This window comes from Paraneptunicella aestuarii (genome assembly GCF_019900845.1).
Classification (GTDB): domain Bacteria; phylum Pseudomonadota; class Gammaproteobacteria; order Enterobacterales; family Alteromonadaceae; genus Paraneptunicella; species Paraneptunicella aestuarii.
The window spans coordinates 3,176,725-3,200,623 of record NZ_CP074570.1 but is presented as its reverse complement, the minus strand read 5'-3'; the positions used below and the strand labels follow the sequence as shown (position 1 = coordinate 3,200,623).

Annotated in this window: 8 protein-coding genes; all 8 read left to right on the top strand. The window is 47.6% G+C overall.

Going from position 1 to position 23,899, the window contains the following annotated elements:
• Nucleotides 1-12: 12 nt before the first annotated feature.
• A complete protein-coding gene (locus KIH87_RS12145) occupies nucleotides 13-1,350 on the top strand; it encodes a hypothetical protein (RefSeq protein ID WP_232358131.1) in 1,338 nt (445 codons plus the stop codon).
• Between the two features lie 128 nt (nucleotides 1,351-1,478).
• On the top strand, nucleotides 1,479-2,762 hold the full coding sequence (locus tag KIH87_RS12135) for a GMC family oxidoreductase N-terminal domain-containing protein (protein WP_269751474.1): 1,284 nt from the start codon (nucleotides 1,479-1,481) through the stop codon (nucleotides 2,760-2,762).
• A 124-nt stretch (nucleotides 2,763-2,886) separates the two neighbouring features.
• Nucleotides 2,887-3,558, top strand: a complete 672-nt coding sequence (locus tag KIH87_RS12130; RefSeq protein WP_232358130.1) for an SRPBCC family protein — start codon at nucleotides 2,887-2,889, stop codon at nucleotides 3,556-3,558.
• Nucleotides 3,559-3,787: 229 nt separating this feature from the next.
• Nucleotides 3,788-4,522, top strand: coding sequence for a DUF4386 domain-containing protein (locus tag KIH87_RS12125; protein WP_232358129.1), 735 nt, complete (start codon nucleotides 3,788-3,790; stop codon nucleotides 4,520-4,522).
• A 183-nt stretch (nucleotides 4,523-4,705) separates the two neighbouring features.
• Entirely contained in the window at nucleotides 4,706-6,091 is a 1,386-nt protein-coding gene (locus KIH87_RS12120; protein WP_232358128.1) for an ANL family adenylate-forming protein, read from the top strand.
• A 69-nt stretch (nucleotides 6,092-6,160) separates the two neighbouring features.
• A complete protein-coding gene (locus tag KIH87_RS12115; RefSeq protein ID WP_232358127.1) occupies nucleotides 6,161-6,898 on the top strand; it encodes an SDR family NAD(P)-dependent oxidoreductase in 738 nt (245 codons plus the stop codon).
• A gap of 13 nt (nucleotides 6,899-6,911) precedes the next feature.
• Complete coding sequence (locus tag KIH87_RS12110) at nucleotides 6,912-7,181, top strand: acyl carrier protein (RefSeq protein WP_232358126.1); 270 nt, start codon at nucleotides 6,912-6,914, stop codon at nucleotides 7,179-7,181.
• A gap of 342 nt (nucleotides 7,182-7,523) precedes the next feature.
• Nucleotides 7,524-23,897 carry an SDR family NAD(P)-dependent oxidoreductase gene (locus KIH87_RS12105; RefSeq protein ID WP_232358125.1) on the top strand — a complete coding sequence of 5,458 codons (16,374 nt, stop codon included), beginning with the start codon at nucleotides 7,524-7,526 and terminating at the stop codon, nucleotides 23,895-23,897.
• Nucleotides 23,898-23,899 lie beyond the last annotated feature (2 nt).

The following is a 23,899-nucleotide window of genomic DNA, read 5'->3' as shown; positions in this document are numbered from 1 at the left end:
GGAAAGTGCGAGATGACTAAGCCTGATCCGAAGAAGTTCCACAAGTTGTACGGAACTAAAAAGGTAAAAATGGTGTACGACAAGAAAGATTATGTCGATTACATCATTATGAACATTCTGACAGCAGCCGTAATGTACGCCTGCTTTGCGTCTGATTTTGTTGCGTCCAGAGTAGACTCGGTGCTACCTGGTGCTGGAATGATGATGGCGCTTCTGTCTGTTGGCTATTGTGCCCAGATGATTTTGCTATTTCCCAAGCGACATGGTGGGGTGAAGCTTCAAGCGCCCATTATGATTAAGCGTCCGATGGAAGTGGTACATTCCTTCATCTACCACTTAACCAATATCAAGCCGATGTGGTATGTGGCTGTGGGTTTGTTGTTACTGGAAAACTATGTGATTTCCATTACACCAACCTGGCCACACAAAGTAGAGCTCATGCATGAGATTGCGGTATACGGATTTTTCTTGCACTTTATCCTGTTGATGTTGTATCGCACTTTCATTCTGATTGGTCACTTGCAAAAAACGGCTCATATTCGTGAAGTGTTGATGCAGTCTAACTGGCGTGGACAGATTACCCGTCAGCCGAATATGGCGTTGGAAGTATGGCATGCCTACTGTACCGGCATGATGACGCACATCGCGTTGCTTGCTCCCTGGTACGTTGTTATTGCCTTGTCTAACTTCTCATTGGTATTGATGCCTGTGGTTGTGATCCTGAATATCGTGGTTCAGTTCCGCTTCCTGAAAGATATGAACAACTGGTACTACCGTGAGCACTGGTTGGGGCATAACTCTGAGTTTGAATTTGTGTACTTGCATGGCCCTCACCACGACGCGATCCCTTCTGGTTTGGTGGGTGTTGCTGGTACCGGGTTCCTGGAAGGCTTTGTTCGTAACGCTATTGGTTTCCCTGCACCTTTCTTCAATCCGATTTTGTCATTCCTGTTCCATACCCAACTGGTTTATGAAGATATTATTTTGCATCAGTACATTCCTGGCATGTTCCCGAAAGTGGATCGTGGCTTTGAGAATGTCAGTCAGCATTCTTCTCACCACTACGGCAAGATGGAACCACTAGGCGTAGGTTTGAAGCTGGATCAGCCTTCGTGTCCTGAGCGAGTGAAAAAGTCTTACAGCATGTTGCCTTATGAGTTTAATAACTCAGCCATGCTGGACGAGCAGCTTACTGACTTTAAGTGGGATAACCCTCAGCACAGATGGTATTTGAGCATGATCGACAAATATCAGGGCACTGATGGTAATGACGCCGAGCAAATCGCTGCGGCTGATACCAAGTCAAACGCATCTGCTGAAAGTAAGAAAGAAACCGAAGAGAGTGCTTAAGTTCTGGAGTAAGGAATGCGTATGCATTCCTTACTGCGTTTCTAAAGAGTGAATTTCTACAACATTTAAATAACGACAGCGCGACTATCGAGCTAGTTAACGCGCTAGTCAATGCACCAGAACGAATTATGAGTAATACAAACACTGCGAACGAATTTGATGCGATTGTTGTTGGTTCAGGCACCAGCGGAGCCTCAGTAGCCCGAGACCTGAGCAGGCAGGGTAAGAAAGTTTTAATTCTGGAAAAAGGTAATAACGCACCTTTGAAAGATACCTTCATGGGCATTGCCAGTGTGGCAAAAGAAATCGCTATCGCAAATAGCGACGGCAAAATTCCCATGATGGGGGCAGTTACCACAGGTGGTTCTTCTGCACTTTATTTTGCTGTGGCAGACATTCCTCCCGTAGACAAATTTCAAGCGATTGGCATTGATTTGACCGATGTGGTTGAAGAAGTGAAAAACGAAGTGCCACTTGCTGAATTGCCCGATGAAATGATTGGTAACCAGGCATGGGTATTAAAACGCAGTGCCGACGAGCTAGGCATTCATTGGCGTAAGAAGCTGATGATGATTGACCAGTCCAAGGTCAACGGCAAGTACGCATACGAAGCTCGTTGGAAAGCGCGTAGCTTTGTGGAAGATGCGGTTGCTGCTGGGGCGACTCTGGAAAATAACGCATCGGCGGAAAGAGTGCTGGTTGAGAACAACAAGGCTATCGGTGTTGAGTACAAGGTTAAATCCGGCTTGTTTGGTTCTACTACTAAAAAAGCCTATGCCACCAAGGTGATTGTCTCGGCAGGAACTCTGGAAACTCCGATGTTGCTGCATCGCAGTGGTTTGAAAGGCATTGTGGGCAGCCCGTTTTTCTGTGATCCGAATTTTGCCTTGTTTGGCTTATCGCCAGAAGCGCACTCAGAGAACCTGTTCACGGGTGCGATGAACTCTGAAACCGAATATCTCAACGTGGGCGACGCTAATTTGTCGCGCCTGTTGTACAAAATGGTCATGTTGACCAACTTCAAATTGAAGCACTTCTTCAATTATGAGCAAAGCCTGACGGTTGGCGTGATGATCCGTGATGGTTTGGCTGGGCAATTAAGCGCTGACGGCAAATATCAGAAAGAGTTTACGGATAGCGAGAAGAAAATGCTGAAAGAAGGCGAGGAAAAAGGGCGTAAGTTGCTCGAAAAGGCCGGTGCCAAGCATATCTTTCGTACCAATTTAAGCGCGTCACATATTGGTGGTGTGGTGCGTTTTGGCGAACATCTGGACGCCAATCTGGAAACACCGTTTGAAAATTTACATGTTTGCGATGGTTCGATACTGCCTGAAAACGTACGTAACGCGCCGTCACTGACATTAATTTGTTTAGGTAAGTATTTGGCGAAGCAAATAGCACCATCGCTTTAGAAAAAGGTGTTGTTTGCGAGGTGCGTCATATATGCGTCTATTTAGAACAACGTTATGACCAGAGGTGAGTAAGCCTCGGTTTTAAAAAAAGATTAATCAGTATATTTCTAATTTTGGAGGAAAGATGAACAAGTTCATGAAGATATTCGTGATCGCTCATATAGTACCTATAGTAATTGGCGTTATTGCACATTTCGTATGGCAAAGTTCCGGTTCAGGTGAATGGGAGTATGTCGGCGAGCAAAATGGCGTTAAGGTTTATTCACTGAAAGAACCTGGTGAAATCCTGACTCGTTTCAAAGGCGTTACCACTGTAAACACTCATATGGATGCCTTGGTTAAACTGGTACGTGACCCTTCAAGTTGTGACGTGGTTGGTTGTTACGATTCTCAAGATCTGGAAGTCGTTGATGACAGCCTGTTATACACCACATTCAAATATCCTTTACCTGAGCCAATGACTCATCGTGAGTACATTATCAAGTCTACTTTTGCTCAGGATCCTAAAACTAAAGCAGTAGAAATTCACATCATCGGTGAGCCTGACAGACTACCACCTAATGATTGCTGTGTACGTGTAACAGACTTGCACAATGTTTGGAAATTCACCCCTAAAGGTAACAGCAAATACGAAATCGAATTCCTGACTGATTTTGATATCGGTGGTTCTATGCCTTACTTCCTGCAAAACATGGGTGGTGCAGACATGCTTTATGAGCAACTGGGATACTTCCAGGGGTATCTGGATCTTGAACAGTACCAAAATGCTGAAATCGGCTATGTGGACGATGTGTAAATAAATCGAAAACTCTAATCGGATGTTCCCTTTTTATACAGCAATCGCTTAGGGAACATCCGATTTTTGAAGGGCAGTGGAAATAGATGGATTCCCTGAATCCATTTTACTGTGTCAGGAGGTTAGAAAACGGTTTAGTGATTAACCAGTTTGGTAATTGACCCGTTTAGTGATTGACCAGCACTGCCTAAATAAGATTTTTAAAAAACGTTAACCTTGAGGTGATTAAATGAGCTCAAATGTTCAAAACCAAATAATATCGGATGATTTGGTGTGGAGAATTACGGGATTGGCGCTGTTGATTGTTATCGTACCTTATGCCATGGTTGCCTGGCAGTGGGACTTCTTGAAAGCTGATGACATTGCAACAACACTACAAAACATTGCAGATAATCCAGATGTAGGCTTTATTGCCTGGACTGCAAAATTTGCATCTAAAGTTGCTACCTTAATTTTTGCAACTTCACTATTCCTATTGTTGATCCGTGCTGACCGTAAATTCTTCGGTTTGGCCTTGATGGCATTGGTACTTCGTTCTGTAGAAACTGCAATGGCGGGTACTGCGGAATTAAGTTCTATCTATTTGACTGAAATTGCAAACAACTACGCTGCGGCTGCCGCAGGTGACAAAGCTTCTTACTTCCCTGTTGCTCACCTTTTGCTTGAGTTTGAAAGAATGGGCTTAATCGTTGCTTCTTTCTTCTTCTGTTTGGGTAATGCCATGTTCTTTGCCTTGTTCTACAAAGCACAACAACCTTCACTACCTCGCTGGGTGTGTGCGTTCTGCTTCTTCGCGTCAATCATCGTTTTCTTCGGATTGCCGCTGCAAGCAACCAACATCATCACCAAAGAAACAATGGACATCCTGTGGGCACCTACTTTCTATGAAATCCCATTAGGTTTGTGGTTGTTGTTCAAAGGCGCTAACACGCCTAAAGGTCAAGCTGTACCTGTTGCTGCATAAGCATAAAAGCACACCTGTGGCGTTGCGTTTGTAACGCCGGGGGTGAGCGACATTCCCGGATGTTGAATCGAATGTCGCTCACTCACACTGGTTTCATGAGTCAGTGAACCAGAATCGATGACCGGTTCACTGTGTATTTTGATTAAACGGCGTAAACGAAGCTGAAAAATTAAGGATCAAAACATGAATTGGGTAAGAGAACGACTTCAACAGTTCGATGACAAATTAATTGCAGTTAATGCATCCGGCTCTGTTACGTACGCCGAGTTTACTAACAATGTAGACAACTGGTTGGCAGCGATTCAATCATGGGGTATTAAAACCGGTGACCGCGTCGGTTTAGTGTCTGATTACCACATTGACACCGTAGCTTTGCTACAAGCACTGATTGAAACAGGCTGTATTGTTATTCCTTTATCAGAAGACGATCGCGCTGATTTCGGCGAACGTCTGGAAGTCGCCTGTGCAACCAAATTATTGACTGTGACCGATTTGAACAATATCAATCCGGACACTGTCACCTGTGAAGATGTTTCTGGTGGCAACGCCGACGTTCACGAATTAATGGCGCCTCTGGTGAATGAAGGCAAAGCTGGCTTCGTGATCTATACATCGGGTACGACAGGTAAGAGCAAAGCTGTATTGCTGGATTACCAGCGTATGGTTGAAAAATATTCAGACAAAGTTCGCCCTTCTTTCAGAACCTTGTTGTTCCTGAAGCTGGATCATATCGGTGGTATCAATACCTTGTTCGCCGTTATGTTCAATGGCGGAACTATCGTGACTTCTCCCTCTCGTCAGGCGAAAGACATCTGTCACTGCATTCAGGAATTCCAGGTTGAGTTGTTACCAACGACCCCTTCATTCCTGACCATGTTGTTGATGTCCAAAATGTATGAGCACTACGACTTCTCTTCTCTGAAAGTAGTCACCTACGGTACAGAAGTAATGCCAAATTCAACCTTGAATGGCATTAACAAGATCATGCCTGACGTTACTTTGAAACAAACCTATGGTTTGTCTGAGCTGGGTATTTTGGCCACTAAATCCAAAGACAACTCTTCTCGCTGGATGAAGATCGGCGGCCCTGGCTTTGAATTGAAAGTGGTTGATGACGTTCTGTGGATCAAGAGTAAGCAGTCCATGCTGGGTTATCTGAATGCACCAAGCCCGTTCGATGATGAAGGCTGGTACAACACAGGTGACAAAGTCGAAGTGGACGGCGAATACTTCCGCATTCTGGGACGTGAATCTGAAATCATTAACGTTGCGGGTGAGAAGGTTTACCCCATCGAAGTAGAAAGTTTCTTGTTGGAACAGGAAAACGTCAAAGACGTTATCGTAAAAGCCAAGAAAAGCCCGGTTACTGGACAAATGGTATGGGCTGAATTCGTGTTGGAACATGAAGAAGAACCTGTGGCTTTCAAAAAGCGTATTACCGACCTTTGTACGGCCAATTTAGCGCCTTTCAAAGTGCCACGCCTTATCACCATTGCGAAAGATGACAACGTGGTAGGTAATCGATTCAAGAAGATCCGTAAAACCAAAGAGAACAGCCAGCCAGCTTAATGGCTCGGTTGTCGGTATTACGAATTTAAGCAGCGAATTGTAAATTTAAAGAACAAGTGGAGCGAGCAAGTGGTCGATTCAAGCAAAAAAGTCGTTGTCATTAGTGGTGGCAGTAAAGGGTTGGGGTTCGCCATCGCCAAGAAACTATTAGCCGAAGGCTATTATGTTGCAACTTTCAGCCGTAAGAGCACCCCAAATCTTGAAAGCCTGATGAAAGAGTACGAAGGCAAATTGTACTGGGAAGCGGTTGACGTGTCTGACAGCAAAAAGCTGTCTCAATTCTTGCGTAGTGTTCGTGAAGCCTTTGGGCGTGTTGGTTACTTGATCAACAGTGCGGGCATGGCAAACGAAGGTTTGTTGACGACGCAAAAAGGCGACGACATTTCCAGAATGTTGACCGTTAACCTGGAAGGCACAATTCGCCTTTCTCAAATGGTTGCCAAGCAAATGATGGTGGCTAACTTCGGCGTTATCATCAACATTTCTTCTATCGTTGGTATTCGTGGCTATAAAGGTGTTGCGGCATACAGCGCAACCAAAGCGGCAATGGATGGCTTCACTCGCAGCCTTTCCAAAGAATTGGGCAGCATGGGTATTCGTGTTAACTCGGTTGCACCGGGCTTCATGGAAACTGACATGACTGACCAACTTACCGACAAGCAAAAGGCGCGCATCATCCGTCAAACTCCTCTGGGTCGTTTGGGTACTGTTGATGATGTATCTGATGTTGTTACCTACCTATTGTCAGACCAAGCCAAATTCATGACCGGACAAACTTTCGTTGTCGACGGCGGATTAACAGTTTAATTGGAGAATTGAAATGAACAGCACTGAAGTAAAAGAAAAAATCATCGCAGTAATTCAAGAAGTTGCAGCTACTCAAGACCTTAATCTGCCTGATTTGAAAGACAGCCAGGAAATTGTTGACGATTTGGGTTTCACCTCATTGGGTGTGGCTGCCTTGATCGCGAATCTGGAAGAAGTATTCGGCATCGACCCATTTGAAGATGAAGATGTGATGATTACTGATATCAGAACAATTAAAGATCTTTGCAAAGTATATGCAAAGAGTCTGGAAAAAAGTGCTTAATCCAGATTGATGAAAATCAACCTGATCTGAATTAGACAATAATAATAAGCGCAACCGCCCCTGAATCGACAAAATAGACGTTTCACGGAGTGGCGATAAGAAAACAACTGCACAATTGCTATTACTTTGGGTTTGTGTTTGGGTGAGAGGGGGCTCTCACCCGAGAGTATTCTTGTGCCTTCCGTCAGCCTTAATTGTCATTCATGCTCACCCTACGTTGTTGCCTATAAAGTCATTTTTTCTCAATCAGATCAGGTTTTGCAATCCATCTGGATTGCCTTTTGAAGTGAGATGATTCCCTCCAAGGAAGCGTTGTGAAAATCCTAAGAGCATGAGAAACAGATGAAGACGAAAAATAGTGATATCGCCGTTATAGGTATGGCGGGCAAATTTCCAGGTGCCAACAGCATTTCTCAATTTTGGGAAAACCTGATTGAAGGGAAGGAAAGCATTGTTCCTCTTTCCGATGAGGAGTTAAGAAATGCTGGTGTATCTGAAGCCGATTTAGCCGATAGTAACTATGTCAAAGCCGCGCCAATTCTGGACGACTTTGATAAATTCGATCCGACGTTTTTCAAAATCCCACCCATTGAAGCTGAATTAATGGATCCACAACTGCGCTTGTTTTTGCAGTGTGCATGGGAAACATTGGAAGATGCAGGTTATGCGGTTAATGCGCCACAAAATGTCGGCGTGTTTGCTGGTTCTGGAGGGGTGCCGACCAGCTATTTTTCTCATTTCGTCAATCACAATTCTCACTTTGAAAAAATTACTGCCAGTCCTACCCATTTGGGCAACGATAAGGACTTTTTGGCAACCTACGTTTCTTATAAGCTCAATCTTATTGGCCCAAGTATCACGGTACAAACCGCCTGTTCAACTTCTATGGTTGCAGTGCATCAAGCTTGCTTAAGTTTGATGCAGGGTGAATGCGATATGGCATTAGCCGGTGGTGTGACTATTCGCGTTCCACATATTCAGGGCTATGAATACCGCGACGGCTACATCTTTTCTAAATCCGGACATGTCAAAACCTTTGATGCGGGCGCTGATGGCGTAGTATTTGGTAGTGGTCTGGGTTTGGTCATGCTGAAAAAGCTCGAACATGCGATTCGGGATCAAGACAACATTCACGCAGTCATCAAAAGCACAGTCATTAACAATGACGGTAAGGGCAAGATGAGCTATGCAGCGAGTTCTGCCAAAGGCCAGATCCGCTGTATTAAAGACGCATTAATCAAGGCAGACGTTGAACCTGATACCATTGGTTTCATCGAAACTCACGGTACCGGAACCTACGTCGGCGACCCGGAAGAAGTGAAGTCGTTGGCGTCGGCTTTTAAAACCAAAGAAGTGGTACCGAATAGCACCGCATTGGGTGCAGTAAAAAGCAACGTTGGACATTTGGAAGCCGCTGCGGGTATTACTGCATTTATCAAAGCCGTATTAGTGCTTAAACATGCGCAAATTCCACCCACTTTGCACTATGAAACACCGAACCCTCGTATCAAGTTTGATACATCACCTTTCTATGTGAATGGCAAAACCATTCCGTGGCAAGCGGGCAAAACCCCGCGCCGCGCAGCGGTGAACAGCCTGGGTGTAGGCGGTACTAACGCATTCGCTATTTTGGAAGAATACATTCCGGCTGAACGCAAGAAAGCCACTAAAGTGGAAAAAGCGGTAGCTGTGCCTGTTTCTGCGCGTAACAGCGAAAACTTGCAGGAATACATTGGTAATTTCGTTAATTTCCTTGCCACAGACAAGGGCGTGCGCACCGACATCAGCATTGAAGAACTGGCCTATACCATGCAAGTTGGACGTGTCAGCATGGCGGAACGTGTTTTGTTCAATGTCACGTCTGTTGAAGAACTGCATCAAAGCATGATGAATTATCTGCAAGGTAAGCCAGATAGTTTCTGCCAATTGCCCGTTGAAGGTGCATTAAAAGGCGACGACAAAGTCGACCTGCTGGAAGATGAAGATGATGCACCCGCATTATTCAAAGAATTCATTAAAGACGGTAAGCAAGAAGAATTAGGCAATTACTGGGTTAACGGTACGGATCTTGATTGGAACTTTATGTATCAGGACGCTAAAGATCCGGTTCATGCTTTCCATCGCATCAGCTTGCCTACTTACTGTTTCACCAAAGATCGTTACTGGATAGAAGATGGTTTTATCGACCCTGCAGAAGCCGCAAAGCCAGTTGCATCTCATCTGCCAAGCCAGTTACATCCGTTATTGCATGCCAATACCTCCGATTTAACTCAGCAATGCTACACCAGTACTTTTACCGGTGAAGAGTTCTTCCTTGATGATCATCAGGTTGCGGCGCCGGGGCAGGCCAGCGAGAAGATCCTGCCGGGCGTGAGCTATCTGGAAATGGCGCGTGCGGCTATTGAAAATGCCACTGCCTCTCAAGGCATTGCGGGCACATTGCAATTGCGCAATGTGGTTTGGGTTCAGCCTATTATCGTTGCTGACAAACGTGACATTCAAATCGCCTTGTATGGTGATGACGATAACGTTCAGAATTTGGAATTTGAAGTTTATAGCCTTGATGACAAGGGTAATGAAACCATTCACTGCCAAGGGCAAGCGTCTTATGTCAACGCTGGTGTACCGGGCAAGCTGAACATTGCTCAGATTAAAGCACAAATGAATCTGGGTAACATTGCTCGCAACAGCGTGTACCAGGGCTTTACCCAAATGGGTATTCATTATGGGCCAGCGCATCAGGGTATTGAGTCTATCGAGCGTGGCGATCGCCAATTGCTGGGTCATTTACAATTACCTGAATCATTAGCGCAAGATAGCAACAAATACGTATTACACCCAAGTGTGATGGATTGTGCGCTGCAAGTGTCTATCGGCTTTTATGGTGATATGACGCAGGTTCCAGCACAGCCTGCGTTACCGTTCGCGTTGGAATCTATCGATATTTTCGGTTCAGTGAATGCTGAAACCTATGCCTGGGTTCGTTATTCGCCAGGCAGCCAGCCGGGCGCGGCGATTGTGAAGCTGGACATTGACCTGTGCGATCCGCAAGGCAATGTATTAGCGCAATTACGTGGTTTCTCTTCCCGTAATCTGGAAGCGGCGAAGCAGGGCGTAGCTAGTGCTCAAGCTGTTAGCACAGCACTTGCCAGTTCAGCGCCAGCTATGGCTGTGGCTCAGGCTCAGGCAAATGCCCAGAACGATGAACCTGTAGCTTTAGGCGGATTTAAGCCGGGCATTCAGAATTTAGCGCCCATTTGGGATCCGGTTGCGGCTGAGGTTTTGGATGCTGTTGATATTGCTGCTGATGCCAAATTGTTACTGTTGGGTGGCAACAAAGCCCAGTTGGAATGGCTAAAATCGCAATTCCCCAATACCGCGCAATTAAAAGTACCGAACAACGCAACTGTTGCCAGCATTCAAAAAGAATTGGCGAATGCAAGTTTTGATCAATTGGTCTGGATTGCCCCGGATTTAGGCGCGAAAGCGGCGTCTGACATGATCGCGGCTCAGCAAACCGGTGTGATTAACGTTTTCCGTACTATCAAAGCCTTGTTAGCTTTGGATTACGAAAGCAAAGATTTACAACTGACGGTGATCACCGGTAACACTCAGCGGGTAAAAGAAGGCGAGGTGAATAACCCGACTCACGCCAGCGTGTTTGGTTTAATCGGCAGTACCGCAAAAGAATATCCGCATTGGAATATTCGCTTGCTGGATATCGAATCTCTGGAAAGCGTTGCTGCGCAAGAGTGTTTGCGTTTGGCGTGGAACCCGCTGGGTGATGGCATTGCCCATCGCAATGGCGAGTGGATGAGCTATCGTTTGGCACGTATTTACGGTTTGCCAGAACATGCGCCTGCCTTTAAGCAGAACGGCGTGTATGTGGTTGTGGGTGGTTCAGGCGGTTTAGGAGAAGTCTGGAGCCGCTACATGATCGAGCACTTCCAGGCCAATATGATCTGGTTGGGTCGTAAAGCCATTAATGCCGATATTCAGGCCAAGATCGATGAACTTGGCAAACTTGGCGGCTCTTCATCAAAGGCACCTGTTTACATTCAAGCCGACGCGCAGAACTACAATGATTTGCTGAAAGCCAGCAAGGAAATTGCTAAAACTCATAAGAAAGTGGATGGGGTTATCCATTCCGCTATCGTTCTGTTGGATCAAAGCTTGAAGCAAATGGAAGAAGATCGCTTCAAAGCCAGCTTGAATGCCAAAGTCGATATTTGCGTCAACATGGACAAGGTCTTCGGTAAGCAAGATCTGGATTTCATGTTGTTCTTCTCGTCCATGATGGCCTTTACCAAGTCACCAGGACAATCCAACTATTCTGCGGGCTGTACTTTCAAAGACGCTTTTGCGCAAATGTTAGGGCAGACTCACGACTATCCAATTAAAACCGTCAACTGGGGCTATTGGGGTAACGTCGGTATTGTGACCGACGAATATTACACCAAGCGTATGGCAGCGCAGGGCGTTGGTTCCATCGAACCCGAAGACGGTATGCAAGCGCTGGAAACCCTGATTGGTTCTGGCGTATCGCAAATGGCAGTGATCAAGGCGTTGAGCACACAAGCCTTCGACGAACTGACCCTGACCGAAAGCATTACTTATTATCCTGAAACCGATGCTTTGGTATTACCAACGGTTCAAAAAACGCTTAAGAAACAAGATACTCAAGAGCGCATTGGTAAGCTACAAGGTGGCTTGTTGACTGACCCTGAAATGCAACCTCTTGCAGAAGAGATTCTGGCTGCCAGTCTGGATAAAGTGGGCTTGTTCAAAGGTGGCAAAACCACCATTGATTCATTGGGCTTGGCGAACAAACCTGCCAGGTTCTACGACCGTTGGTTGGTCAGCAGCATTGATTACCTGCAAGCGCATGGCTTCCTGTCTGACAAGTTAGAATTCAAAAAGCCGGTTAAAGACCTGAACGCCTTATGGCAGGAATGGGATAGCAAGAAAGGCGCCTGGGTTGCCAACCCGGATCTGAAAGCGCAATCCAATCTGTTAGAAGCCTGTTTGCGTGGTTTACCTGATGTTTTGAGCGGCAAAGTGCTGTCTACCGACATCATGTTCCCGGATTCATCCATGCACCTGGTTGAAGGCGTCTACAAAGGCAATGCCTTGTCTGACTACTACAACGAAGTGTTGGGCGAAACCCTTGCTGAAGTGCTGAAACAGAAGAAAGCCGCAAACGAGAAAGCTCAAATTCGTATTCTGGAAATTGGTGCCGGTACGGGTGGTACTACAACCAAGTTGTTGCCACATCTACAACAGTACAAAGACAACGTTGTGGAATACTGCTACACCGATTTGTCCAAAGCCTTCCTGATGCATGCGGAAGAGCATTATCAGCCGCAATTCCCAGCCATTACCACGGCTATTTTCAACGTGTCCAAGCCGTTAGTTCAAACCGGCATTGATGCCAACAAATATGATGTGATTGTGGCGACTAACGTATTACACGCCACGTCCAATATTCGTGAGACCTTGCGTACTGCCAAGGCTGCGATGAAGCATAACGGTATCCTGTTGCTGAACGAATTGAGTAACTGGTCGTTGTTCAGTCACTTAACCTTTGGTTTGCTCGAAGGTTGGTGGTTGTACGAAGACATGCCAGTTCGTTTGGAAGGAACTGCGGCATTAACGCCTGAACATTGGCGTTTGGTGTTGGAAAACGAAGGCTTTGATAATCTTGTCTTCTCTATTCCGGGCGCACACGATTTAGGTCAGCAGGTGATTGCGGCGAACAGTGACGGCTGGATCCGCCAACGTATTGTTGAAACTGAGAAGAAAGCAGCTCCTGTACAAACAGCTCAAGCCAATGTACAAGCCGCCGTGCCAGCACAGCAAGTGGTGCAAGCTGCGCCTGCTGCTGTTGATGTAAACAGCGGTGCGTTCCGTGAACATTGTGTTACTTACTTCCAGAAACTGGTGGCTGAAACCCTGAAAATGAAGCCAAACCAAATCGGTGTGAACCAACAGTTCGCCGAATATGGTCTGGATTCGATTCTGGTGGTTCAGTTGACTAACCGTTTGCGTAAAGTCTTCCCGGATATCACCAGCACCTTGTTCTTTGAAGTACAAAGCATTAATGGTTTGGTGGATTACTTCACTGAATCCAAGCCGGAAGAATTAAAAGCGGTGATTGGTGAAGTCGCTCCGGAAGCGCTTGCTGTTTCTGTGGCTGCATCTGCGCCAGTAGCTCAAGTGCAAGCAGCACCTGTCGCTCAAGCTGCGTTTGATATTAACAGCGTTGCGTTCCGCGAACATTGCGTGACTTACTTCCAGAAGCTGGTAGCCGAAACCCTGAAAATGAAGCCAAACCAAATCGGCGTAGCTCAGCAGTTTGCCGAATACGGTCTGGATTCAATTCTTGTGGTTCAGTTGACCAACCGTTTACGTAAGGTCTTCCCGGATATCACCAGTACCTTGTTCTTTGAAGTACAAAGCATTAATGGCTTGGTGGATTACTTCGTTGAATCTAAACCCGATGAATTAAAAGCGGTTATTGGTGAAGAAGTGCCAGAAGCGATTGCTGTTTCAGCTCCGGTTTCTTCTGCGCCAGCACCTGCTGTTGCAGCTGCGGCTACGCCTGCTGCTTCAACGGGACGTCGTGGTGTACGTCGTGGTCGCATGCAACCGATTCAGGATGTGCCAGCAACCAGCAGCAACAATGGCTTGCGTACTTTTGACGTGGCTATTATCGGTTTGGATGGACGTTATCCACAAGCCACGCATTTGCATGAATTCTGGCAAAACCTGCTGGATGGCAAAAACTGCGCCACTGAAATTCCAGCTGAACGCTGGGATTGGCAAGAATACTATGATCCAATGAAGGGCGCTCCAGGCAAGATCTACAGTAAGTGGGGATCTTTCCTGACAGATATCGACAAGTTCGATCCTTTGTTCTTCAAAATATCGCCCAAAGAAGCCAAGCAGATGGATCCGCAAGAGCGCGTGTTCCTGGAATCTTGCTATCACGCTATCGAAGATGCGGGTTATACCCCATACAACCTGGGCGATAATGAGAAAATCGGTGTTTTCGCAGGGGTGATGAACTCGCGCTACCTGCGTCAGTCGTTGCATTATTCTGTGGCGAACCGTATTTCTTACCTGTTTAACTATCAAGGGCCGTCAATGGCGGTTGATACGGCATGTTCGTCTTCACTGACCGCCATTCATGTGGCATTAGACAGCATGTTCAGTGGCTTTACCGACATCGCCATTGCGGGCGGTGTGAACCTGATTATCGACGCGGTTCACTATCAGGTATTGTCAGAATTTACCATGTTATCGGAAGGTAACGCTTGTAAGACCTTCGGCGCGAATGCCGACGGCTTTGTGGATTCTGAAGGTGTGGGCTGTATCATCATGAAACCGCTGGATAAAGCGGAGCAAGATGGCGACCATATCTATGCGGTAATTAAAGGCACAGCCATTAACGCTGGCGGTAAGACAAACGGCTATACAGTGCCGAATCCGGTTGCACAAGCAAACCTGATTGCCAAGGCCATTGACCGTGCGGGTATTCCTGCGGATCACATCAGCTACATTGAAGCGCACGGTACGGGAACCGCCTTGGGCGACCCCATTGAAATCCGTGGCTTAACCCGTGCATTCTCACAAACCAGCAAAGACAAAGGCTTCTGTGCTATTGGCTCGTTGAAGTCGAATATTGGTCATGCTGAATCCGCAGCGGGTATTGGTGGTTTAACCAAAGTCCTGCTGCAAATGAAGCACAAGAAGCTAGTGCCTTCATTGCATTCTGAAGTGTTCAACCCTGAAATCGACTTCAGCCAAACGCCATTTGTGGTGCAACACAACGTCAGCGAGTGGAAACGTCCGACTCGTAACGTTAACGGCAAGATGCAGGAAATTCCGCGCATTGCGGGTATTTCTTCCTTTGGTGCCGGTGGCGGTAATGCCCATGTTATCGTACAAGAATACATGGGCGCTGTACCTGCGATTCAAACCAGCAGCTCTTCTACCGTAATCGTGCCGCTATCTGCGCGTATCGACGCTCAATTGCAGCAAAAAGCACAAGATTTACTGGCTTTCATTGAGCGTGAGCAAGGCAATGTTGATTTGGCTTCTATGGCTTACACCTTGCAGGTCGGTCGTGAAGCGTTAGAAGAGCGTTTAGCCTTCCTGGTTAACTCGGTTGATGAGCTGAAACAACAGCTTAAAGCCTTTGTGTCTGGCGATGAGTCAGAGAGCGAAGCTTTCCGTGGTCAGGTTAAGAAGAACAAAGATACCCTGGCCTTGTTTGTTGCCGATGCTGACTTCCAGGAAACACTGGATAAGTGGGTAGTGAATAAGAAGTTCAGCAAGTTGGCTGATCTTTGGGTGAAAGGTCTGGATCTGGATTGGAGCAAGTTCTATCAGAATGCTGTTAGACCACAACGTATCAGCTTGCCGACTTATCCGTTTGCCCGTGACCGTTACTGGGTGAACTTGCATGCACCGACGCAAACTGTAGTACGTGTTGCGGCTGACGCCTTGCATCCATTGGTTCACACCAATACTTCCGATTTGAATCAACAAAGCTACAGCACCACACTGAACAAGTCTTCCAGCTTGCTAAACAGCGATTTGGCAGGGCAGAAAGTCTTGCCTGCTTCAGGCTATCTGGAAATGGCGCGTGCGGCGGTGGAATTGGCTGCTCCTGCCCAGGAAGATTCTTCAAGAGCGGTTGAACTGCACAATGTCAACTGGGCGCAATCTTTCTCTGTGACTGGCGATGAAAGCAAAGTGTCGATTGCCTTGTTTGATCGTGGTCGCGGTCAAGTTGATTTTGAAATTTACAGCATCAATGCTGGTGTTGATACGGTTCATGCGCAAGGGCAGGCGGTCTTCACGGCTAATACTGCTTTGTTGCAACATGATCTGGCCTTGTTAAATGCGCAAATGAAACAAGGTGTGCTGAATAGCAGCGCGGTTTACGAAAACTTTGCCGCAAACGGCCTGGCAGTCACTCCGGCTTATCAAAGCATTCAATCATTGAGTTTGGGTAGTAACCAGTTGCTGGCTGAATTAGCCGTGACCGATGCTGACAATGCTTCGGCATTTGTATTACATCCAGGTTTAATTGACGGGGCGATACAGGCCGCAGCCGTGATGTTGGGCAATGCTCAGGTTGTGCCTCATGCTATTCAGAGTGTGCGCATTTATAGTCCTGTTTCGCAAAACGATGGTCAAAGCGCGACAGCTTGGGTACGTTATGGTCAACGCACATTGAGTGATGTTGGCGTTGATATCGACATTCTGGATGCCAGCGGTAACGTTTGCGTTCAAATTATGGGTGCGCAATATCAAGTGGCGGCTCAAGCTGTTCATGTGGCTCAAGCGGCTCAAACTGTTGTTGAAACCGCACCAGCGATTGAAGCCCCAGCGGTTGAAGCAACGACTACTGAAGTAGCAAGCAAACCTGTTATTTCGTTAGACTCAGCTTCTGCTCAAGTGACTGCACCTGCACCTACAATTGCTAAAGTGGAAACGCAAAGACAACCATCCAGCACGGCATTTACCAGCAACCTGTTTGTGGCTGATGAAGCTGGTGATAAAGATGCATCTGATAATGTGTCTCCACTGGCTGAGACTGCTCATTTAGAAGAAATCAAGCCTCAAGACAATATCCAAAAACCCATCATCAAGCTAATCGACAAGACAGTTGAAAGCAATGAGCAGGCTGGTTCATTAACGAAACCGATTATCAAGCTGATTGAATTTAGTCGTTCTTCCGTATCGGGTAAAACCGTCAGCACAGAATCTTTTGTTACCTTACATGACCATGCCGATGGCGTTTTCACTATCGAAATTGCAGGCGGTGAATTAACCGAAGCTGTGGTTGACCAATTTAATCAAGCATTAGCTGCCGCGAAGAAAACCAATGCAGTGAAAGCGGTATTGGTGAAATCCACGGCGAATACTTGGTTAACCGGTAACCGTGCGCAATTAAATAATGCAGTGAAAGGGCAGTTAACCGCGAATTTGGCGAACTTCCCATATCCTGTTATTGCGGTTGCAAAAGGCGATGTGACTGGCGGTGGCTTTGTTTTAGCAGCACTGTGTGACTTCCTGATCCTGAGCGATGCCGCCAAGGTTCAATTTACTGATGTGGATCAGGGTATCTTCCCAAGTTCAGCCGAAGGCTTGCTCTTCGTCGAACGCTTTGGTGCCAGTAAAGCTGATGACATCATGTATTACACCAGCAAGGGCTATACCGGAGCTGAGCTAAAAGCCAAGTCGTGGAATACCCCTGTTGTGGCAGCCAATGACGTTGACGCCTACGCCGACAAGCTTGCCAAGACCATGTCGGGTATGCCGCAAAAAGCGTTGAATTTATTGAAGCAACGCTTGGCTGGTAAAGTCAATGACGCAGCGAAAGCGCTAGCTGAAGAAGCGGTGTTAAGTGTTGATAATGCCAAAGCAGTGAAATTCGGCATTACCACTTCATCCAGACATTTCGATATTAAGACTCACGCCAACGGCGTGTTGGAAATTCGCGCGGTGGTTCGTCCAAAAGCGGCGATGCCGAATTTCGCCACGCAGTTGTCTGACATCATGGGGCAAATTCACGACGATTCTGGCGTGAAAGCAGTGGTATTCAGCAGTGATTACCATAATTTCTTGCCGGATTCTGCGGTGAGTGCCAAGCCGGAAACCGTTGAATTACTGCAATCCGTATTCCGTGACGCACCAGTGCCAGTGATCGCTGCCATTGAGAGCAACGCCCATGGCAATAGCTTCCTGGTTGCACAATCAGCCGATGCTATCCTGTACAGCCTTGAGTGTAACTTCACCATTGCAGGTGCGCTTGCCGAGCCTTCCAGTGCAAAAGCGGCTGCGGCATTATTGCCATACCGTTTAGGTACAGACTTTGGTCGTGAAATCTTGCTTTCAGGGCAAGAGTACACAGGTGAAACACTGGCAAAACGTGTGAATGTTGTGCCAAGAGCCGATATCGTCGCTACCGCTAATGCAATCGCGGATGCCTGGAGTAAATTCCCGTTTTCTACCTTAAAAGCCTGGAAACTAGCGTCAAGTGCGGAATTGAAAGCCAAGCTGGACGCCAAGCCTGAGTGGAAAACCGTTGAATATAACGCGGCTGAATTGCCTAAAGTTGCCCACAAAGTGACCTTGCAGTCCAAGGTCGTTACCGCAACGGCGCACCCAGATGGTGTGTTGCTTGTGGAATTGGCTGACAAAGACGCCAAGAATATGTTCTCGCCAGATTTCGTGGCGGGTGTAATGGAAGTGTTCGAGCATATCGAAGCGTCTTCTGCTTACAAAGCCGTGGTGTTGACCGGATACGATAACTACTTCGCGTCGGGCGGTACCAAAGACAGCTTGTTAGCTATTCAGGAAGGTAAGGCCAAGTTTACCGACACGAACATTTATCATTTGGCAATGGCCTGTAAAGTGCCGGTTATCGCTGCCATGCAAGGTCATGGTATTGGTGGTGGCTGGACACTGGGCATGTTTGCCGACTTCCTGATGTTTGGTGCTGAAAGCAAATACCTAAGCCCTTACATGGGTTATGGCTTTACGCCGGGCGCGGGTTCTACCTTTGTATTCCCACATCAAATTGGTTTGGATTTGGCGCGTGAAACCATGTTCACCGCCAGAGAGCATTCCGGTAAGGAACTACAAGCTAAAGGCATGTTGTTCCCGGTTGCGCCACGTAAAGAGGTGGTGAATGCAGCCATTGAGTTAGCGCACAAGATTGCCAAGCTGGATTACAGTATTTTGGTTGGCGTTAAACACCAGTTAACCGCTAATTTACATGCTCAGGTGAGTGATACCTATGAGCGTGAACTGGCAATGCATGATGAGACCTTTGTGGGTCAGGATGCAGCGCTAAGTCAGATTCAAGGCCAGTTTAACGCGGGTGCTGATACGGGTGCGGATACAAGCACTAAAGCAACAGCACCGACAAATCTGGCGAAACCGAAAATTTCTCTGGGAATGCCAGAAGCGGCTCCTTCTGCGCCTGCGAATACCGTTAAGCCGGTAACGCTTTCTGTTCCCGTTCAAGCTGCTCCTGTTACAGCTTCTGCTACACCAGTTGCACCAGCAAAAGCGGTTGAGTTGAAACTGCCAGAAGTCACAGCAGTATTGCGCAGCATGTTGGCTGAAGAACTGCATATGAATGAGTCGGATGTCGACCCAGATACTCAATTTATTGATTTGGGTCTGGATTCCATCAGCAGCGTGACTTGGGTACGTAAGATCAACGACGAATATGGCACTGATATTGAAGCGCCAAAAGTCTATAGTCATCCAACCTTGAATCAATTTGCTCGTTTTGTTAAAGGCGAAGCAGAGAAGCAGTCTACTGCTCCTGTAGCAGCGCCTGCGGTTGCGCTTGAAACACCAGCGCCCGCGGCTGTTGTAGTAGACACGCCGCGCGTCAATCTGGTTTCCCCAACGGTGAATCAGCAAGTGACAGGTGTTTCAGCTCCTGCATCTGCGCCTGTTTCGGCTCCTTTGTCAGCGGCTCCGGTAGCAAGCCAAAAAGCATCAGCCGCAACGCTGGATTTGAGCAAAGTGCTGGCCACCATTAAAGCCTTGTTAGCACAAGAGCTACATATGGAAGAGTCGGATGTTGATGTGGATACCCAGTTCATTGATTTGGGGCTGGATTCCATCAGCAGTGTGACCTGGGTACGTCATATCAATGAAGAGTACGGTACTCACATTGAAGCACCGAAGGTTTACAGCTATCCCACATTGAATCAGTTTTCTCGTTATGTGAAAGAGCAGGCTGAAAAAGTTGCAGCTCCGTCAGCGTCTGCACCAGCAGCACCAGCGCCACAAGCGACTGTTGAAAACGACACGGTTTCCCGCGCGAATCTGGTGTCTCCGGGCGTGACTCAGCAAGTGTCGGGTACGTCTGTTGCTCCAGCACCGGTAGCTGCTCCTGTTAGCAAACCTGTCGCCGCTGCCGCGCCTGCGACCACGGCTCAAAGAGTGGTTGATGCCTTGCCAACAGTCACTGCCAAGCTACGTGCTTTGTTGGCGGAAGAGCTGCATATGGAAGAAAGCGATGTTGATGCTGATACCCAGTTCATTGACTTGGGTCTGGATTCCATCAGCAGCGTGACTTGGGTGCGTAAGATCAACGACGAGTACGGCACAGATATCGAAGCGCCGAAAGTGTACAGCTACCCAACGCTGAACCAGTTTGCTCGCTTTGTAAAAGAACAGGCTGAGAAATCTGGTGCTGTCTCTGCTACTAGTGCTGCTCCTGTACAGGCTGTTGCCCCAGCGGAACAGGCTAGAGCAACTCTGGTTTCGCCAGTGGTCTCTCAGCAAGTAACGCAACAAGTAACGCAACAAGTGACCGGAACAGCGCCTGCACCAGTGCAAGCTGCGCCTGTTACTAAAACAGTCACCACGACCAGAGCCGTTGATGCATTACCAGCCGTTACTGCCAAGCTGAAAGGTTTGTTGGCGGAAGAGCTGCATATGAATGAGTCTGATATCGACCCGGATACTCAGTTCATTGATTTGGGGCTGGACTCTATCAGCAGCGTGACCTGGGTACGCAAGATTAACGACGAATACGGCACTAATATCGAAGCGCCGAAAGTGTACAGCTACCCAACGCTGAACCAGTTTGCGGCATTCGTAAAAGGCTTGGCAGAGCAACAAGGCTCGCTGCCTGTTAGTACAGAAACGGTTGTTGTGTCTCAGATTGAAAATGAGCCAGTTTCCGTTGTTCAGTCAGCACCAGCAGCTCAAGCCGTTTATCAAGCTCCTGAAGCTGCGCCTGTGGCGGCAACCAGCGTTGTCACTTCAAGCAAGCAGCTTAAGTCATGGCGTACAGCGGGCAAAGCGCGTCAAGACAAGTCCATTGTTAGCCAGTTTGAGCCTATCGCCGTGATTGGTATGGCGGGTCAATTCCCAATGGCGAACAATATCGACGAGTTCTGGGAAAATCTGGCCACAGGCCGCAACTGTATTACTGAAATTCCAGCGGATCGTTGGGACATTAACCGTTATTACGAGCCGAACATCACTCCGGGCAAAACCAACAGCCGTTATATGGGCTCGTTGCAGGAATATGATCTGTTCGACACCATGTTCTTCAACATTATGCCGGTTGAAACCGAAGCCATGGCGCCTGAGCAACGCTTGTTCCTGCAAACTTGCTGGCAAGCTTTGGAAAATGCCGGTATCAATCCGCAAAGCTTGTCGGGCAGCAAAACCGGCGTATTTGTCGGTGCGGGCGCGAACGATTATCAGCAAATGTCGCTGGAAACCGTATTAAGCGCACAAGGCTTTACCGGCGGTGCAAACGCTATCCTTTCTGCTCGTTTAGCTTATTTCCTGAACCTGCAAGGGCCGTGTATGCCAATCGACACCGCGTGTTCATCGTCTTTGGTGGCGATTTCACAAGCCTGTGAAAGCTTGGCAACGGGCAGCGCAGACATGGTGATTACCGGTGGTGTTGCTGTGATGGCAAGCCCAACCATGCACATCATGTGTAGCCAAACCGGCATGTTGTCACCTGATGGTCGTTGTTACACCTTCGACCATCGTGCTAACGGTTTCGTACCGGGCGAAGCGGTGGGCGCAATTATTCTGAAACGTTTGTCGGACGCTGAACGCGACAACGACAACATTCAGGGCGTTATCCGTGGCTGGGGCTTGAATCAGGACGGTAAGACCAACGGTATTACTGCTCCGAACCCTGAACAACAAGCGGCTCTGTTGAAAGATGTGTATACCCGATTCAATATCGATCCGGGTCATATTCAACTGATTGAAGCGCACGGTACAGGTACGCCATTAGGCGACCCTATCGAAATTGAAGGCTTGATGAAGTCCTTCACAGCGCTAACGGATCGCAAGAATTACTGTGCTCTGGGCTCTGCCAAGAGCAACATGGGGCACTGTTTGTGGGCTGCAGGTATCTCCGGCTTCATCAAACTGATGCTATCTATCAAGAATAAACAATTACCGCCCACCATTAACTTTGAACAGTTGAACGAGATGATTGATCTCGACGACAGCCCGTTCTTTGTTAACGACACATTGCAAGACTGGAATGTGTTGCCGGGAGAATTGCGCCAAGCGGCTGTCAGTTCCTTCGGTTTCAGCGGTACTAACGCACACGTTGTAGTGTCTGAGTATGTGCCTGCGGTTGCCAGCAAGTCTGACGTGGCGGTGGTCACAGACGATGGCAAATACGCGATTCCATTGTCGGCGCGTGATTCTGATGATTCAGAGCGTTTGATTGAACGTGCGAAAGATTTGTTGACCTACATCGAAGAAAACGAATCGGTCGATTTGGTATCCATGTCTTATACCTTGCAGGTTGGACGTGAGCCAATGGACGACAGACTCGCCTTTATGGTCAGTTCGGTTGCAGAATTGAAAACCAAACTGCAAAACTGGATTGCAGGCAAGAAAGGCATTGAAGGTTGCTATCGCGGTAACGTGATTAAGCATCGTGAAGGTTTGAGCGTGATTAATCAGGATCCTGAAATGAAGGAATCGCTGATCAACAATTGGCTGGCGAACGAAAATATTTCCAAGTTGCTGGAAATGTGGGTGAAAGGCTTGAACTTTAACTGGAACAAGCTGTATGGCGAGAGCAAACCTGAGCGTATCTGCTTGCCGGGTTACCCATTTGCCAAAGACAGATACTGGATTGACGCGCCAGAAGCACTACGTGGCTATCGCAAAGCGGGTCAAGCCAACCTGTTGGAAAACCTGCATCCGTTATTGCACAGCAATACTTCAGATTTCAGTCAACAGCGTTATACCTCGGTATTCAGTGGCGATGAGTTCTTCTTGCGTGATCACTTGATCCGCTCTGCGTCGAACCAGCCGCAAAAAGTCTTACCTGCGGTGGCCTATCTGGAAATGTCCCGTATCGCTATTGAATTGGCGGCGGGTGGCATGCCGGAAGATTGCGTGCTGGAAATGCACAACATGGTCTGGGCTCAGCCGATTGTGGTGAACGATTCGAAAGAGGTAAGCATTGAACTTGAACTGGACGATGACGGCCATGTTGAGTTTGAAGTGTTCAGCGCCGATGGTGATGACGAAGTGGTTCATTATCAGGGTAAAGCGGTGTTTAGCGGCGATACCAGTGGTGAAACCCTCGACCTTGGCAAATTGCGCGGCAAGATGGGCGCAGGTGTTGTGGGCGCGGCACAGTGTTACGACATCCTGACTCATATGGGCTTGCTCTATGGGCCAGCACATCAGGGTATTAAAAATATTTATCGTGGTGACCGTGAAATTCTGGCAGACCTGAGATTGCCCGGGGTTATCGACGATTCCAACGAAGAATACGTAATGAATCCAAGTTTGATGGACAGCGCGTTACAAGCCTCCATCGGACTGTTCGAGGATTTGGTTCACATTCCGGAAAATCCGTCTATTCCTTTTGCGTTAGATTCCATTCGCGTGTTGGCGCCATGTACTCAAGACATGGTGGCCTGGGTGCGCTACTCGCCGGGCAGCGAGCCGGGTGACAGCATTACCCGTCTTGATGTGGATCTGTGTGATGCGCAAGGCAATGTATGTGTCCAAATCCAGGGATTTACAGCCCGAGCACTGGAATCTGATATCGGCCGTGCTGGTGCAGTTGATCACAGTGCTTCTTTCGATGATGCCTTCTATGAAGAGCTCGTCGATAACATCTTGGAAAATGATATGTCTGTAGATGATGCAGTTGAATTAGGGTAGTG

Excerpts from the sequence above, each read along its gene's own strand:
- KIH87_RS12145 (WP_232358131.1), top strand. The coding sequence starts at position 13 with ATGACTAAGCCTGATCCGAAGAAGTTCCACAAGTTGTACGGAACTAAA.
- KIH87_RS12125 (WP_232358129.1), top strand. The coding sequence starts at position 3,788 with ATGAGCTCAAATGTTCAAAACCAAATAATATCGGATGATTTGGTGTGG.
- KIH87_RS12135 (WP_269751474.1), top strand. The coding sequence starts at position 1,479 with ATGAGTAATACAAACACTGCGAACGAATTTGATGCGATTGTTGTTGGT.
- KIH87_RS12105 (WP_232358125.1), top strand. The coding sequence starts at position 7,524 with ATGAAGACGAAAAATAGTGATATCGCCGTTATAGGTATGGCGGGCAAA.
- KIH87_RS12120 (WP_232358128.1), top strand. The coding sequence starts at position 4,706 with ATGAATTGGGTAAGAGAACGACTTCAACAGTTCGATGACAAATTAATT.
- KIH87_RS12110 (WP_232358126.1), top strand. The coding sequence starts at position 6,912 with ATGAACAGCACTGAAGTAAAAGAAAAAATCATCGCAGTAATTCAAGAA.
- KIH87_RS12130 (WP_232358130.1), top strand. The coding sequence starts at position 2,887 with ATGAACAAGTTCATGAAGATATTCGTGATCGCTCATATAGTACCTATA.